At 33.7% G+C, this 16,791-nt stretch carries 12 protein-coding genes; 10 read left to right on the forward strand and 2 right to left on the reverse strand.

Going from position 1 to position 16,791, the window contains the following annotated elements; all coding sequences use genetic code 11:
• Window positions 1-33: 33 nt before the first annotated feature.
• The 10 genes from atpE to IEV15_RS05855 all read left to right on the forward strand — a co-directional run bounded on the left by atpE (window position 34) and on the right by IEV15_RS05855 (window position 9,761).
• Entirely contained in the window at window positions 34-240 is a 207-nt protein-coding gene (gene atpE, locus IEV15_RS05810) for an ATP synthase F0 subunit C (RefSeq protein WP_188361567.1), read from the forward strand.
• A gap of 79 nt (window positions 241-319) precedes the next feature.
• Complete coding sequence (locus tag IEV15_RS05815; RefSeq protein WP_188361568.1) at window positions 320-811, forward strand: F0F1 ATP synthase subunit B; 492 nt, start codon at window positions 320-322, stop codon at window positions 809-811.
• Window positions 811-1,344, forward strand: a complete 534-nt coding sequence (gene atpH / locus IEV15_RS05820) for an ATP synthase F1 subunit delta (RefSeq protein WP_188361634.1) — start codon at window positions 811-813, stop codon at window positions 1,342-1,344. Before IEV15_RS05815 ends, atpH begins: the two co-directional genes overlap by 1 nt.
• 23 nt (window positions 1,345-1,367) lie before the next feature.
• Entirely contained in the window at window positions 1,368-2,945 is a 1,578-nt protein-coding gene (atpA, locus tag IEV15_RS05825; protein ID WP_188361569.1) for a F0F1 ATP synthase subunit alpha, read from the forward strand.
• A gap of 76 nt (window positions 2,946-3,021) precedes the next feature.
• Window positions 3,022-3,879 (forward strand): ATP synthase F1 subunit gamma, encoded by an 858-nt coding sequence (gene atpG / locus IEV15_RS05830; protein ID WP_188361570.1) that lies wholly within the window; start codon window positions 3,022-3,024, stop codon window positions 3,877-3,879.
• A gap of 141 nt (window positions 3,880-4,020) precedes the next feature.
• On the forward strand, window positions 4,021-6,366 hold the full coding sequence (locus IEV15_RS05835) for a S9 family peptidase (RefSeq protein WP_188361571.1): 2,346 nt from the start codon (window positions 4,021-4,023) through the stop codon (window positions 6,364-6,366).
• A complete protein-coding gene (locus IEV15_RS05840; protein WP_188361572.1) occupies window positions 6,367-6,801 on the forward strand; it encodes a GNAT family N-acetyltransferase in 435 nt (144 codons plus the stop codon).
• Complete coding sequence (locus tag IEV15_RS05845; protein ID WP_188361573.1) at window positions 6,798-7,817, forward strand: hypothetical protein; 1,020 nt, start codon at window positions 6,798-6,800, stop codon at window positions 7,815-7,817. Before IEV15_RS05840 ends, IEV15_RS05845 begins: the two co-directional genes overlap by 4 nt.
• Before the next feature lie 35 nt (window positions 7,818-7,852).
• Window positions 7,853-8,272, forward strand: coding sequence for a hypothetical protein (locus IEV15_RS05850; protein WP_188361574.1), 420 nt, complete (start codon window positions 7,853-7,855; stop codon window positions 8,270-8,272).
• Window positions 8,273-8,309: 37 nt separating this feature from the next.
• Complete coding sequence (locus IEV15_RS05855) at window positions 8,310-9,761, forward strand: lipopolysaccharide biosynthesis protein (RefSeq protein ID WP_188361575.1); 1,452 nt, start codon at window positions 8,310-8,312, stop codon at window positions 9,759-9,761.
• Between the two features lie 60 nt (window positions 9,762-9,821).
• Here the strand turns inward: IEV15_RS05855 and IEV15_RS05860 are convergent, their stop codons facing one another.
• Together IEV15_RS05860 and IEV15_RS05865 are read right to left on the reverse strand one after the other, a co-directional pair.
• Window positions 9,822-14,630, reverse strand: coding sequence for a DNA repair ATPase (locus IEV15_RS05860; protein WP_188361576.1), 4,809 nt, complete (start codon window positions 14,628-14,630; stop codon window positions 9,822-9,824).
• A 141-nt stretch (window positions 14,631-14,771) separates the two neighbouring features.
• Window positions 14,772-16,784 (reverse strand): flotillin family protein, encoded by a 2,013-nt coding sequence (locus tag IEV15_RS05865; RefSeq protein WP_188361577.1) that lies wholly within the window; start codon window positions 16,782-16,784, stop codon window positions 14,772-14,774.
• Between the last annotated feature and the right edge of the window lie 7 nt (window positions 16,785-16,791).

Below are 16,791 nucleotides of genomic sequence, written 5' to 3' on the forward strand. Positions count from 1 at the left end.
TTTTTTAATTATTAACTATATAAATTTAACATTATGGTATTAGCTGGAATCGGTGCTGGATTAGCTGTTATTGGAGCAGGAATCGGTATTGGAAAAATTGGTGGATCTGCTATGGACGCTATGGCAAGACAACCAGAAGCTGCTGGAAAAATTCAAACTGCTATGATTATTGCTGCTGCTCTTATTGAGGGTGTTGCACTTTTCGCAGTGGTTGTTGCTTTAATTGCTAAAGCAAACTAATTAAAAAAGAACACGTTTCGCAACGGTTGGTTGCGAAACTGTTTTTAAAAAAGTAAAACAATTTTAATCTATATAAAACATGAACTTAACTTCACCGGAAAGTTTAATTTTTTGGACAACGATAATCTTTGTGGTTTTCTTTTTCTTAATGAAAAAGTTTGCTTGGAAGCCTATTTTAGGAGCTGTAAAAAGCAGAGAAGAATCAATCAACAATGCATTAGCTGCTGCTGAAACAGCAAAATTAGAAATGCAAAACTTGACTGCTTCAAATGAGCGTTTATTAGCCGAAGCTAGAGCAGAAAGAGATGCTATGATGAAAGAAGCTCGTGAAATCAAAGAAAAAATGATAAACGATGCTAAATCTGAAGCTCAAGTTCAAGGTGAGAAAATGATTGCTCAAGCAAAAGCCGCTATTGAAAATGAGAAAAATGCAGCAATGGCCGAATTGAAAAATCAAGTTTCATCACTTTCTTTAGAAATAGCTGAAAAAGTAATTAAAAGTGAATTAGCTAACACAGAAGCTCAAACCAAATTGGTAGAGAAAATGTTAGGTGATGCTAAATTAAATTAATCCGTATGTCAAGAGCTGCGATTAGATATGCCAAAGCAATTATAGAAAATGCTGTTTCCAACGGAAGAGCCGATGTAGTGAATCAGGATATGAAATTGATTAACGAAACGGTAAATTCTAATGAGGAATTAAAGCTTTTTTTAGTTAGTCCTGTTGTAAAGCCGGGAGCGAAATATGATGCCTTATCTGAAATTTTTGCATCCGTTCAAAACGATACCAAAGGATTATTTTTATTGCTGAAAGAAAACAAACGTTTCGAGATTTTGGGAGAAATTGCAGAGCAATATAATGCTCAACACGATGTGTTAAACGGAATTGAAGTGGCAAAAGTTACCACTGCTTTCCCAATCACTCCAGATTTAGAAGCAAAAGTTTTGGCAAAAATAAATGAATTTTCAAACAAGAAAATCACGTTAATCAACACGGTAGATCCATCCATCATTGGAGGATTTATTTTGAGAATTGGCGATCAACAATACAATGCTTCTGTAGCAAACAGATTGCAACAATTAAAGAGAGAATTTAGTAATTAATATTCCAATAAAGATATAGAACAATGGCGGAAATTAAACCTGCTGAAATTTCAGCAATATTAAAAAAACAATTATCTGGTTTTGAATCAGGTGCATCGTTAGAAGAAGTAGGAACAGTACTTCAAGTGGGTGATGGTATTGCTCGTGTTTACGGGTTATCAAATGCTCAATACGGAGAGTTAGTACAATTCGACAACGGATTGGAAGCAATCGTATTAAACTTGGAAGAAGACAATGTTGGGGTAGTATTGTTAGGTCCTTCAACAGGTATTAAAGAAGGTTCTACCGTAAAAAGAACACAGCGTATCGCTTCCCTAAAAGTAGGTGAGCAAATGGTAGGTCGTGTGGTTGATACGTTAGGAAATCCAATCGATGGGAAAGGACCAATCGGTGGAGATCTTTATGAAATGCCATTGGAAAGAAAAGCGCCCGGAGTAATTTTCCGTCAACCGGTAACTGAACCGTTGCAAACAGGAATCAAATCAATTGATGCGATGATTCCGGTAGGAAGAGGTCAACGTGAGTTGGTAATTGGTGACCGTCAAACCGGTAAAACTACCGTTTGTATCGATACCATTTTAAATCAAAAAGAATTTTATGATGCAGGTCAACCTGTATTTTGTATCTATGTTGCTGTTGGACAAAAAGCGTCAACTGTAGCATTAATTGCAAAAACATTAGAAGATAAAGGGGCAATGGCTTATACGGTTATCGTAGCAGCAAATGCTTCAGATCCTGCACCAATGCAAGTATATGCTCCGTTTGCAGGTGCTGCAATTGGAGAATATTTCCGTGATACTGGTCGTCCGGCTTTGATTATCTATGATGATTTATCTAAACAAGCTGTAGCTTACCGTGAGGTTTCTCTTTTATTAAGAAGACCACCAGGACGTGAAGCTTATCCTGGAGACGTTTTCTATCTTCACTCAAGATTATTAGAAAGAGCTGCAAAAGTGATTGCAGATGATGATATTGCAAAAAACATGAACGACTTACCGGATTCTTTACGTCCAATCGTAAGAGGTGGAGGTTCATTAACCGCATTACCAATCATTGAAACACAAGCAGGTGACGTTTCTGCGTATATTCCAACCAACGTAATTTCGATTACAGATGGTCAGATATTCTTGGATGGTGATTTATTTAACTCAGGGGTTCGTCCGGCAATTAACGTAGGTATTTCGGTATCGCGTGTTGGAGGTAATGCTCAGATTAAATCAATGAAAAAAGTATCGGGTACATTGAAATTAGATCAAGCACAATTCCGTGAATTGGAAGCTTTTGCAAAATTTGGTTCTGATTTAGATTCGGTTACTTTAAATGTAATTGAAAAAGGTAGAAGAAATGTTGAAATCTTGAAACAGGCCGTAAACGATCCATATACTGTTGAAGATCAAGTTGCAATTATCTATGCAGGTTCTAAAAACTTGTTGAGAAATGTTCCTGTTAACAAAGTAAAAGAATTCGAAAGAGATTATATCGAATACTTGAACAACAAACACAGAGATGTTCTTAATTCTTTAAAAGCAGGTAAGTTGGATGACAACATTACTGATGTTTTAGAGAAAGTAGCAAAAGAAATTTCAGCGAAATATAATTAATTAGTCAATTAGACAATGTGTCAATTTTTTTTTAATTGACACATTGATAAATTGGCACATTGACTCATTATAAAAAATGGCAAACTTAAAGGAAATACGTAACAGAATTACATCCGTTTCATCAACGATGCAGATTACTTCTGCGATGAAAATGGTTTCTGCAGCTAAGCTAAAAAAGGCTCAAGATGCAATTACAGCTATGCGACCTTATGCCGAAAAATTAACGGAACTACTTCAAAGTTTAAGTGCTTCATTAGAAGGTGAGGTTGGAGGTGCTTTTACAACCCAAAGAGAGATTAAAAAAGTTTTGGTTGTTGTAATAACTTCAAATCGTGGTTTATGTGGTGCATTCAATTCAAATGTTGTAAAGCAAGCTAAAGTTATTGCTGATTCGTATGCTGGTAAACAAGTTGATATTTTTACAATTGGTAAAAAAGGAAATGATGTTTTGCGTAAAACTCATGAGGTTGTTGAAAACAGAAGTGATGTTTATGATGACTTAACTTTTGATAATGTCGCACAGATTGCTGAACATTTAACCAATTTGTTTACAACTGGTGTTTATGATAGAATTGAAATTGTTTACAATCAATTCAAAAATGCAGCTACTCAAATTGTACAAACTGAACAATTTTTACCGCTAGCTCCTTTAGTTGGAGCAGTAACTACAAGTTCAGATTATATTTTTGAACCTTCAAAAGAAGAGATTGTAATCACGTTAATTCCAAAATCACTAAAAACACAATTATACAAATCAATCAGAGATTCATTTGCAGCAGAACACGGAGCCAGAATGACCGCAATGCACAAAGCAACTGATAATGCAACTGAATTGAGAAATCAACTGAAATTGACTTATAATAAAGCCCGTCAAGCATCTATTACTAACGAAATCCTTGAAATTGTTGGTGGAGCTGAGGCGTTGAACAATTAGGCGAAGCCAAATTTTCAATTAGTGAGGTGTTGAATAATTAGAGAAGATTGAAAGGATAACAAAAAATAACATACATTTAAGAAAGTCACGTTTATAGCGTGACTTTTTTATTTTATATCTTTGAGAATCAAACTTTATTTAATGAAATATTACTTTACTTGTTTTATCCTCTTTCTTTTTCAATTGTTTTTTGGCCAATCATTAACCTTAAGTGAAATCATGAAGGGTGATGAGTTTATTGGTCATCAACCCGAAAATCACCGATGGTCAATTGATGGAACAACTGTTTATTTTGATTGGAATCCGAAAAATGAACTTGGGAATAGTGCTTTCTATTGGAAAAAAGGAATGAAAAACCCTGAAAAAGTAGCTCCAAGTGATTTAATTGCTGCAAGAATTAGAAATGACAATCAAACAGATTTCCCAACCTTATTTTTTATAAATCAAGGAGTGTTGTATGAATTTGATAAGAAAACAAAAAAGAAAAAAAAAATATACCAATCTTCTCAAGGTGTTTCCAATGTTAGAAGGAGTTCAAATCCTAATCAGATATTTTTTAATCAAAATAACAATTTATTTCAATTGGATACCAAAGCGGCAACGCTGATTCAAATTACAAATTTTAAAGGAACGAAAACAGGAAGTAAAGAGGATAAATCCAATTTTTTATCTGAACAACAAAGTGAATTATTTCAATTTATAAAAGATCAAGAATCAAAAAAACAATGGAATAAAGAACAAGCCGAAAAAGTGAAAGAAAAGTTTCCGAAAGAAATTTTTCATGATAAATCATCTTTAGAACAAATTACACCTTCACCCGACGCTAAATTCGTAACCTTTAGATTATCTGATTATGCAACAACTAGTTCAACAAAAGTAGAGCAATTCATCACGGCAGATGGTTATACAAAAAACACTAACGCCCGTTCAAAAGTTTCAATTGACAATTTGAGCAAACACAAAATGGGTATTTATTGCCACGAAAAAGACTCCGTTTATTGCGTTTCTTTTTCGGGTTTAACCGGCATTTCTGAGTTTCCAAAATACTACCAAGAATATGATAAATTAAAAGAAAAGGAAAAAGAAGAAAAAGCAATTGTGATGCAAGCCCCGATTTTTAATCAAGACGGAAGTTTAGCCGTTTTTGAAATCCGAAGCCAAGACAATAAAGACCGTTGGATTGTCCAATTAAATTTAGAAACCGGAAGTATCACAGAATTAGAACACCAACATGATGAAGCTTGGATTGGCGGACCCGGAATTCCCGGTTATGCATTTAGTCGAGGCACTTTAGGTTTTTTAAAAGACAATCAAACCATTTATTTTCAATCGGAAGCAACCGGATATTCGCATTTGTATTTGATGAATTTAAAAACCAAACAAAAAACACAACTTACCAAAGGAAATTGGGAGGTGAGAGAGGTAGTTAAACTTTCCAATGATGGAAAATCGTTTTATCTATCAACCAATACTTCGCATCCCGGAAATAGAGAATTTTATAAATTAGACATTGCTTCTCAAAAAATGATTCCGATTCTAACCAAAGAAGGAGCATACGAAGTAGAAGTATCACCAGACGAAAAAACGCTATTGGTTCGCTATTCATCAAAAAATAAACCATGGGAATTATATATTGGCGAAAACAAACCTAATGCTACGTTACAGCAAATAACCTTTTCAACAACCAAAACATTCGACGCTTATACTTGGAAATCATCTGAAGTAATCACTTTCAAAGCCAAAGACGGAGCTGATGTTTATGCTCGAGTTTACGAACCTAACGCAAAAAATAAAAACAATGCAGCGGTAGTTTTTGTTCACGGGGCCGGATATTTGCAAAATGCTCATAATTTTTGGAGTAGTTATCATCGTGAATATATGTTTCACAATTTGCTGACCGATTTGGGTTACACCGTTTTAGATATCGATTATCGTGGAAGCGACGGTTATGGACGTGATGTAAGAACCGGAATTTATAGACATATGGGTGGATTGGATTTGTCAGACCATTTGGATGGGAAAAACTATTTAGTGTCACAAAAGGGAATCAATCCTGATAAAATTGGCATTTACGGCGGTTCTTACGGCGGATTCATTACATTGATGGCACTTCTCACCACACCCGGAGAGTTTAAAGCAGGAGCAGCCTTACGTTCAGTGACAGATTGGGCTCATTACAACCATGGTTATACCGCAAACATTTTAAATTATCCGGAAACGGATCCGGAAGCTTATAAAAAAAGTTCACCGATTTATTTTGCCGATAATTTAAAAGACCGATTAGTAATGTTACACGGAATGGTTGATGATAATGTACAATTTCAAGATATTGTTAGATTGACACAACGATTTATCGAATTAGGAAAAAAAGACTGGGATTTGGCGGTTTATCCGGTAGAAGCACACGGTTTTAGAGAAACCTATTCATGGGTGGATGAATATACCCGAATTTTAAATTTGTTTAATGAAACTTTATTATCAGAATAAATGGTAACGCTCAAAGAACTTTCTTCCAAAGTTGAAATGCTTCAACAATTGCCCTTAATTCAGCAATTGTATCCCGAATTTACCGAACAAATTTACAGTGATTTGTTAGACGAAATGTTGCCCAACAACTACAAACAATTAGTTGCTTTTGAAAACGAAATACCCGTTGGTCTTTCCGGTTTTTGGGTAGGAACAAAATTATGGTGCGGAAAATATCTTGAATTAGACAACGTTATTGTTCATCCCGACTATCGTTCAAAAGGAGTTGGCAAATTATTGACAGAACATTTGAATCAAAAAGCGATTGATTTAGGTTGTAAAGTCGTTGCTTTAGATGCTTACACTAATAATTTTCCGGCTCATAAGTTTTATTTCAACCATGGATTTGTGCCGAAAGGGTTTCATTTTGTAAAGTTTTTGGAGGAGACTATATGAGAATTTTTTTAATATTATTATTTGTTTTGACAGCCACATTTACATGGAGTCAAAATCGCAATATCATTAACAATCAGGCTATACATTTTAGCCTAAAACACAAAAATGATACAATTGATTTTGTATTGATTGATACCAAAACAGACGTAAAAAAACCAATTTTTCTTTTTTGTCAGGGCTCACTTCCATTGCCGTTGTTTGTACAAACAGCAAATGATGATATTTGGATGATTGGTGGCGGTATTACAAATTTTGATATTGAAATAATAAAAAAGAGTTATCACTTAATCATCATTTCAATGCCGAAAACACCGGTTATTGTCAATGAAAAAAATTTGAATAAATCGTATTGTTATATTCCTAATCCAAATGAACCTGACGAGTTTGACCTAAATTATGTCAAATCTGATTATTTGGAAAATTATGAAAACAGAGCAAATAGTGTTTTGAAATTTTTAAGAAAACAAAAATGGGTTGACAATTCTAAATTAGTAGTGGCTGGTCATTCACAAGGATCAAAAGTTGCGACAGTAATTGCGTTAAATAATAAAAAAGTAACGCATTTAGGTTTATTTAGTGCAAACCCATTTGGCAGAATTGATCAAAGCATACGGTTTTATAGAAAACAAGCCGAAAGCAATCAAATTACTTGGCAAGAAGCCGATAAAGCAATTGAAAGGCAGTATGAACTATTCAGAAAGTCGCATGATGATAAAAAAGTCAAAGAAGATTGTAATTTGTTAGCCTGGAAATCATTTTCAAGACCATTGATTAATGATTGGTTAAAAATAGAAATTCCAACGTATTTGGCCTTTGGGACTTCGGACATTGCTTCAGATTTGTGTGATTTAGTTCCGTTGTTTTATATTCAGAACGCAAAAACAAATTTAACCTTTAAACGTTATTTAAACGTAGAACATAATTTTTTTGAAGTTGACCAACAAGGAAAAGTCAATTATGAAAAAGAAAATTGGCCACTAGTAATGAATGATTTTATAGAATGGACTTTGAGGTAAATAACATTTACTATAAAAAAAAGGATATTAAAATAATGAGAAATTTTTCAATTATCGTTTCAATAATTTTGATGGGATGTTCTTCAAAAGAAACCTTCCAAACCCAATTTCCCATTCCAATTTCTCATTATTTTTATCAAAGTAAAGACAATCAAACCCACTTTTTCATTGAATTTCAACAAGCTATTCCGGAAAACATCAAACTCGAAAAACTTTATTTCAAGAACCAAACCGCAGTAATTAAAATGATTTCCAGTCAAAAAATTGAAGCTGTTTTTATCAAAAACGATTTTATTCTTGATGCAAATCCTGAGAATGAATACGGCAACCAACTGCCAATTGCAGAAAAACCAAAATTTAATTTAAAACCCACAGAAGCCATTTTAGAATATTCACACAAAAATAAATTAATGCACCACAAATTCTTTGACGTAACCGAAAAGTCAAATAATTAGTTAATTTTGCTTGATAACAATAAAAGACCACTAACCCTTGGGACTTTACAAATCACTTTTTAAACAAACCGCCATTTATGGGTTAGCTACCGTGCTTCCCAGAATGTTGAGTTTTTTATTGGTGCGACTTTATACTGATGTTCTTGATACAGCAGCTTATGGAGAAGTGTCTGTTATCTTTTCGTGGATTGTTTTTTTTAATGTTCTTTTGGCATACGGAATGGAGACTTCTTTTTTTAGATTTTATTCAAACCAGGACGATAAAAAAGCAGTGATAGGAACATCGATGATTTCTGTTTTTTGGTCTTCCATTGTTTTTTTGGTAGTTTTTATGTTGTTCAGAAACACCATTGCAAAATTGGCAGGAATTGATGTAGAATTTATCACCTACACCATTTGGATATTAGTTTTGGATGCTTTAGTGATTATTCCTTTTTCAAAACTTAGAGCCTATCAACGCCCCGTTATTTATGCCATTATTAAAATTGGAAATGTGTTGGTAAACCTTGGCTTAAATCTTTTCTTTTTGCTTGTATTACCCAAAATGGCCGCCGCAAATCCCGATAGTTTTTTGGCAAGTATTTATATAGAAAACTTCCAAATAGGCTATATTTTTATAGCCAATATCATAGCTAGTTTGTTAACTTTAGTTGTGTTATTGCCAAATTACTTTCACATTCAATGGCATTTTGACACCCAACTATGGAAGAAAATGCTTCGTTATGGTTTCCCGATTTTAATTGCAGGTTTGGCATTTGCCATCAACGAACATTTTGATAAAATTCTATTAAAATTTCTGAATGTCAGCAAATCAGAGATTGGGGCTTATGCTGCTTGTTATAAAATCGGATTGTTTATGGTTTTGTTCAGAACTGCGTATACTTTAGGAATTGAGCCCTTCTTTTTTAGTTATGCTAAAAATGAAAATGCACCCAAAGCTTATGCAGATGTTGCTAAATATTTCGTAATCTTTGGTTCCATTATTTCATTGTCAGTAATCGTTTTTGCAGATATCATCAAAGTGTTATTAATCCCAAACAGCGATTATTGGGAAGCCATGAAAGTGGTGCCTTTGATTGTTTTAGCGAATTTCTTTTTAGGAATTTATACCAATCTCTCCGTCTGGTATAAGTTGACCGATAGAACCAAAATGGGAGCTTATATTTCTATTGTTGGAGCAATTTTAACCCTTGTTTTGAATTTTCTCCTGATCAAACATTTAAGTTATTTAGGTTCTGCTATAGCAACAATTGTAGCCTATGGCTCAATGATGTTTATATCTTATGTATTAGGAAACAAATACTATCCTATTCCTTATGATATGAAAAAAATAAGCGGTTATCTCGGACTTTCCATTCTGTTTTCTTTTGTCTATTTTTATGGTTTTAGAGAAAACTACTTTGTTGGAATTGGTTTGCTACTTGTTTTTATTTATTTCGTTTATCGAAATGAGAAAAGTGTGCTTTTAAGTATAATTAAAAAGAAATAAAACCTCGTTTATATAATCTGATTTTATCAATCAAATACACATAAACAAGGTTATAAAAATTTATTTCTTCAACACATCTTTAATCCCATTCAAACCATCTGAAAATTCAGAAAGTAATGCAATTACTTGTGCCATTCGATCATCGCCACCAACTCCTTTTAAAAGTTTGTTTTTCACAAAAGTGGTTTTAATTTCTTCCCAACGATTTTGCTCTTCTTCGGACTGAATTTGCATCAATTCTTTTAGCTTTAGTAAATTAGCTTCCGCACCATTAGTCAGCGTTTGTGATTCGTTTTGATAATGATTTAATACAATGTTTTCTACTTCTTTCTCGGTTAAAATAGGTTGAATTTTTGAAACCAATTTGTTCATATCACGATACGAACCTTGCAATTTAAAGTTCGGTTCATTGCGATAATCATCAGACATGGCAGCCGATTTTATATAAAGTGCATTGGCTTTTAAAATCGTTGTTCTCACTTGAATAATCTTTGCTAAAACCTGTTTAAAATCTTCTATTTCTTGCGAAGAAAAGTTGCCTTCCAAGTCATAATTGGTATCATTTTGCAGAATAGCATCATATAATTTATACAAGTTTTGATAAGCAGGTTGTGTTAAACGAACCATATATTCGTTAGACATTAACGCATTTTCAATTAAACTCAAGTCGAATAAATCACCTCTTGAACCGGAAATATCGCCCAAGTTATACGTATCTGCTCGGTTGGCCAACATATCCGGAATTTGAAATTTGTCGCCACTTTCGGTATAAGGATTTCCGGCCATGACTAAACAAAAACGCTTGGAGCGTAAATCATACGTTTTGGCTTCTCCGTTATAAATTCCTTCAATTTTTCGCTGACCATCGGCTAATGAAATGAATTTTTGTAAAAATTCGGGATTACAATGTTGAATATCATCTAAATACAACATCACATTATCACCCATTTCAAAAGCAAGATTTAGTTTTTCCAGTTCTTGTCTTGCTCCGGCATTTTTGGCTTCACTCGGATCGGTTGAGGTGATTTCATTTCCAATGGAAGGACCATTAATTTTCATAAAAACCAATCCCATTCTATCGGCCAAATATTCCATTAAAGTGGTTTTTCCATAACCTGGTGGCGAAACTAATAAAAGCATTCCCATTCTGTCGGTTCGTTTATTATCGCCAATTGCTCCAATTTGTTTGGCTAAATTGGCTCCGATTAATGGAAAATAAACATCGTTTATTAATTTATTTCTAACAAAAGAAGTTAAAACCTGACTGGTAAATGTGTGTAGTTTTAATTCTTTCTTTTTCGCATCGACCCACTGTTTTTTGAGTTGTTGTAAGGCTAAAAATGCGGGTTTTAATTTGGAATGAAAATAATCCAAACGTGCAGAAAATTCATAATAATCCAAGGTATAAGTCAGATTACTTTCAATGGATTTTAAACCTTGTATTTCAACCGAAGAATTGATGTTTACAATTTGCTTTTTATGATAATTTTGCGTCAATACAAAAGCGGCAATTTCTTCAATAAAAGCTTGAGAAATCGTTATGTTTTCTTCTATCAAAAACGTTTTTAAAGCATTTTCAACAATATCATAACAAGCAGAAGGATAGCTGTATAAATCTTTTACTTGATTAATGAAAACCACATCTTTCCCTTTTTCTTTTAAACTTTTAAAGAAACGCTCGTAGGCATCGGCAGCAATTTTTGAAATGGAGAAAGCTTTACGGTTTTCTTTTTTCAGATAAACTGCCGTTCGATAAGAAGAAACCAAATCGAAGCCATCAAAAGTGATATTGAATTCATCAATTTTTTGCGATAACCGTTTGTTTAAATATTTGAATTGTTCCGAACTACTGAATGTTTCTTTCAATAAACTAACGGCACTAAACTGCTTTTCATAAAATGCTTTGTCTTCTTCATTCAGAAAAAACCAAAATAGTTGTGCCAATGCTCTTTCGGAAGGCGTATATTTTAGTACACCCAACTCATTATTAATTTGTTGTAAATGTTGTAAAATGACTAATGCATCCACATCATGCACACCTTTTACTAAACCTTCACCAAAATGTGCCGCCATAAATTCTTGCACTCGTTGCAAATTCACCGATTCGGGAACAATGTTTTCTTGTTGCAAGAATATTTCCCAAGCCATGTATTCAAAGCGTTTTACCTTGTGGTTTTCGGAAATGAATTCTTGGTTCCAAACTTCTTTATATTGTTCAATTTCTTCAAATTCAACCGGTTGATAAAAATTAGTTCCGGTTAAATGATAGAAATAGTTTTGGTCTTTTAAAACCAATGTTAAGTCAAGTTTTTGCTTATTTACTGCAAATTTATAGTCGCCAAAAGCAATGACTGCATCGCCATCTTCATAAATTTCATTCTTGTCTTTTAGTTTTCTAACGGCTTCTTGTTGGGCTGTTTTTAGTAACGTATTAACTTCTTCCGATTTATTGCTATCGTTTAACTCTTTTAATTGATTGGCAATATCCCGTACTTTTTCAATCATTAAATCCGAAGCAAAATATCCGTTAATTTCGGTTTCGGTTGCAAAGGAAGCGGCTTTGTTTTTTACCCCTTTCAAAATTCGTTCAGCCGATTGATACAATTGCGTCGTACGCTTGTTTCTGGCTTCGGTTAACTGAACGGCTTTACTTTGAAAATGACCATAAACTTCTTCTCGTTTTTCGCTGATTTGTTGAATAAAATCATCAAAATCAACAAACTTCGCTTCCATTTCTTCTAATTGAATGGATAATTTATTTAGAAAATCATCGCATTTTTCAGCGGTATTTGCTAATTCTAAAAAGTTGATTACGGTTTGATCAAAAAGTGTGATTTGGGCTTTGAAATCGGCAGAAAGTTCTTTCCCGGAAATTTCTCTTTTTTTGTTGTTTAGTTCAATTCGTTGTTGATTGATTTGAGCAAAAATCAAAGAGATGTTTTCAATTATTTGTGTGGATTGCGAAGCATCTTCAATTTTTAAATTATTGACGATGTCAACCAATAATTCCAATTGAAGTGCTAATTCATCTATATCTTTTTCAAGCGTTCTAGCATCAATTGTTTTTTTAAGATCAGCAATTTGTTGATTAATTAATGCAACTTTTTCTTGATATGGAATTAAAGCATTGTCTTGCAGTAGAAAAGAAACACACGCATTGGAAAGTTCATCTGCTCTTTCATGCAATTGTTTTTCTAGCGATTCGAGCAACGGAATTTCTACATATTTTAATTCTTTTGCACCAATTAATTCGCCACGTAAGGCACGAATTTGTGACAAAGCAGCAATGTATTGATCTAATGATTGATAGGAAACAACACTAGTGTCTGATAAAATCTTTTCACATTTTTCTTCTAATTCGGCAACCGTTTGAGCAGTTTTATTTTTAATTTCTTGGGCTTTCTCAAATTCATTAATCGCTGCATGAGCAATTTTTCTGATTTCGAGTAAAGGTTCGTTGAGTTGATGTACTTCTTTTTCGCCAAGGAAATAATAGCTGTCTAAAATGATCGTAGCTTGTTTGACAATATCATCATACAAACCCGAATACGAATCTTTTTTAGACAATAAAATGTTTAATTCCTGCGATTCTGCCATCACTCGAACCAAATCTTTATTCCCAATTTTGTATAATAGATTATTTTTTAACGAATCGTCAATTGTAATTTCTTTGGTAAAAGGAGTTTGCCAAATTTGAATTAAATGGTGTTTGGTTTCTTCATTCGATTTAAAATAAGCCAATTTTCCGTTATCAAACAATGTAAAACCATTACAATTAATTGGCGTTTCAATGGTTTGTTTAATGATGTTGTACGGAATTAGCAAATAATCATACGATTGCTCGTCGTAGAAAACAAACATGAAATTTTCGCCATTATTTCCAACGATTCTTCTTTTAAAATAAACCGGTTTATCTTCCGAAGCAATCACACGAATTTCTCCGGTTTGCAAAGCGTAGCCATTTGGATAAATAACCCCTTGATTTTCGGGCAAAAGAATAATGGAATATTTTAGCGAATCAACTCGTGCAACTTTCTTCTCTTTGTGGTTATAGATGAAAAAACGTTCTGCTTCTTGATACGGTTTTATCTTAAAAATAACCAAATTGTTATAATCAAAATAATGAATTTCAGCATCATCTAACGTTTGATCTTTGTGAGCAACATCTTCGCTATAAATTCCTTTTCCACTGTTGGTATTGTCTTCAATTTTAATGGTAATATCGCCACCGATTGCTTCCACAAAAACTTTATCGGCTAATGAAACGTGCGGATGACTTCCTTTGCGTTGCATTTCGCGAGTAACTTTTGTCCAAACAAACTCTTGTTGAGTGGGATATTTTACCTCGGCTGCACTTCTGGCATCCACAAAAGTTAGTGTATTGTCTTTAATTAACCATTTGAACGCTTTAATATCCGAAGCACTATTGGATAATTGAAACACAAAATACAGGTAGTTTTGTGTAATGTGAAAGCGAACAAAAAGGGTGTTTCGGTAGTATTTATAGAGGTTTTTGAATTCTTCAATAAACGTCTCATCTTCAATAAACTGAATAGGTTGCGGTTCAAAACGATTATCGATTAACAAATAAGCCGAAAAAACATCGTTTAAATTTATTTCAGTTCGCAAACCTAAATGCGTATTGTGTCCAACTAAACACAGATTTCCTAACGAGAAAATGTCTTTTATCTGGCAATTTTGATCGGTTGAGATACGTTCATTCGCAATTAGCGAAAAATCAACACCTCCAAATACCTTTTTTCGATCTTCGTTTAAAGCTTGAATGCGTTGAATTAAATTTTCTTTTTGTTCATTCAATCGGTTTTGAATGATTTCGTATGTACCCGTATTTAATTGTTCGTTGCTCATTAATTTTTGGTAAAATTTTAAAAGTCTTTTTTTTAAAAACTTCAATTAGCTTTGAAATCAAAGGAAAGCAAAAGAAAAACCAGAATAATTCTCTACTAAAAGAGTAGAGAATTATTTAGTTTAGAATGAATCGATTAAATTTTACTTTAACGGTTTGTTGTCGATGCCTAAATGTTTAGCCATGTTCATAGCTCGGGCAAGAATTCCTTGCTCCTGATCATTGGCAACTCCTTTCAGTTGAAAAATCAAGGAAGCTACGCTTAGGTTTTTGATGTCTTCGGAGGAAATTTTATATTTTTCAACCATATTCATGATTTTGCCAATTAGGTTTTCATCGCCGTCATTACTTAGTAAAGCTTCTTTTACTAACTGTGCATTTTCGCTGTGTTGAATGAATTTGTCAATTCCTTTTCCGGCAGAAACTTGTCTTACCACATTGTCAAAGAAAGTGTTATCTCCGCCCACAATGTCAATGTTAGCCGATTTGAATGCTTCCGCTAAAACCTGAGCTTGTGCTTGAGCAATATCTTTTTGAATGGCAATTTCAGCTAATTCTACTTCTTTTTCTTTGGCTAAGGTTAATCTAAACTCTTCGTGATCTTTTCCGGCATCGTTTAGTTTTTTCATTGCTTCAGCTTTTTCGGTAATTCCGGCTGCTTCTGCAAAAGCTTTTTCTTTGATTACTTCGGCTTGTGCCAAACCTTCTTGTTTGTTGGCAGCCGCTTTTTTCTCAATGATGTTTGCTTCAATGAAACCTTGTTTTTCCATAGCTTCTGCTTTGGCATGCATTACTTGAGCTTCCGATAAACCAACAGTTGCTTCTTCTTTTGCTTGAGCATCGGCAATGATTTTACGAGCATCGGCTTCTTTTTCGGCAGCATCGCGTTTGGCTTGTGCTTCGATCACATATTTTTGAGCATCTTTTTCAGCCGATTGTTTTCTGGCTTCTGCATCACGAGTCATGGCAATCAAGTTTTCTTCTGCTTCACGAGAAGCAACAATCAATTGTACTTGTTTTTCTCTTTCGGCACCTTTGAATGCTTCCACATCATAAATATTTTGTTGTTCTTCTACCACCGTTTTTTCTTTTACTAAACGTTCGCGAATAACATCTTGAATATTTTTCTTTTCAACCTCTACTGCTTTGTCTTTTTCAATATCGGCTAAAGCTACTACTCGTTCTCTTTCAGTAGCTTCCAGCATTCGGTCTTTTTGAACTCTTTCTGTTTCAACTAATTCGGCTCTTTCTTTATTTTTTGCCGCAATAACAACTTGTCGTTGTTTGTTTTCTTCGGCCACTTGAAGGGTTTCTTCTGTAGCAATTCTAACTGATTCAGATTTTAATCTTTCTTCTTCGGCAACTTTCAAAATCTCAGCATTTTCTCTGGATTGAATGTTGGCAATTTCTCTGCGTTGTTGTTCTTCTTTTTCAGCCAATTGTTTTTCTAATTCAAGAATTGTTTCTCTTGCTTCAACATCTTGCTTTTTGATGGTTTTTTCTTCATCTCTTCTAACCAAATTGGCTTTAATGTTTTGATTGGCAGTTAATTCAGTAATTTTTTTAATCCCTTCTGCATCCAAAATATTGTCTTTATTTAGGTGTTGCAAAGAGGTTTGTTCTAAATAGTCTATGGCACAATCATCCAATACATAACCGTTTAAGTCGGTTCCGATAATATTTAAAATTTCTTGACGGAATTCGCTTCGAGCTTCATACAATTCAATAAAATCGAATTTTTTACCCACTGTTTTTAACGCCTCAGAAAATTTTGCTTCAAACAATTCTCTTAACGTAGCGATATCAGAAGCTCTTTGGCAACCGATGGTTTGTCCCACATTCACAATGTCATCAACCGATTTGTTTACACGAACAAAGAAGGCCACTTGAATGTCGGCACGCATATTGTCTTTACAAATTAATCCGTCTTTTCCTTCTCTGGATATTTCTAATTTTTTTACTGAAATATCCATATATTCCAAACGATGAATAACAGGAATTACAACTCCGGCATTAAAAAACACTTTAGCTCCACCATAACCGGTTCTTAGAAGAACAACTCCTTGAACGGTTTTTTTGTACATGGATAAAATCCAAAAAATTAAGCCAAAAAAAGCAATTACAATAACAGCAATTGTAACATAAAATGTAGTCATAAGGTTA

Origin of the sequence: Flavobacterium orientale (assembly GCF_014638005.1) — a bacterium.
Classification (GTDB): domain Bacteria; phylum Bacteroidota; class Bacteroidia; order Flavobacteriales; family Flavobacteriaceae; genus Flavobacterium; species Flavobacterium orientale.

Bases quoted from the DNA above. Each gene is read 5' to 3' on its own strand.
- atpE (WP_188361567.1), top strand. From the start codon at position 34: ATGGTATTAGCTGGAATCGGTGCTGGATTAGCTGTTATTGGAGCAGGA.
- IEV15_RS05815 (WP_188361568.1), top strand. From the start codon at position 320: ATGAACTTAACTTCACCGGAAAGTTTAATTTTTTGGACAACGATAATC.
- atpA (WP_188361569.1), top strand. From the start codon at position 1,368: ATGGCGGAAATTAAACCTGCTGAAATTTCAGCAATATTAAAAAAACAA.
- atpG (WP_188361570.1), top strand. From the start codon at position 3,022: ATGGCAAACTTAAAGGAAATACGTAACAGAATTACATCCGTTTCATCA.
- IEV15_RS05835 (WP_188361571.1), top strand. From the start codon at position 4,021: ATGAAATATTACTTTACTTGTTTTATCCTCTTTCTTTTTCAATTGTTT.
- IEV15_RS05840 (WP_188361572.1), top strand. From the start codon at position 6,367: ATGGTAACGCTCAAAGAACTTTCTTCCAAAGTTGAAATGCTTCAACAA.
- IEV15_RS05845 (WP_188361573.1), top strand. From the start codon at position 6,798: ATGAGAATTTTTTTAATATTATTATTTGTTTTGACAGCCACATTTACA.
- IEV15_RS05850 (WP_188361574.1), top strand. From the start codon at position 7,853: ATGAGAAATTTTTCAATTATCGTTTCAATAATTTTGATGGGATGTTCT.
- IEV15_RS05860 (WP_188361576.1), bottom strand. From the start codon at position 14,630: ATGAGCAACGAACAATTAAATACGGGTACATACGAAATCATTCAAAAC.
- IEV15_RS05865 (WP_188361577.1), bottom strand. From the start codon at position 16,784: ATGACTACATTTTATGTTACAATTGCTGTTATTGTAATTGCTTTTTTT.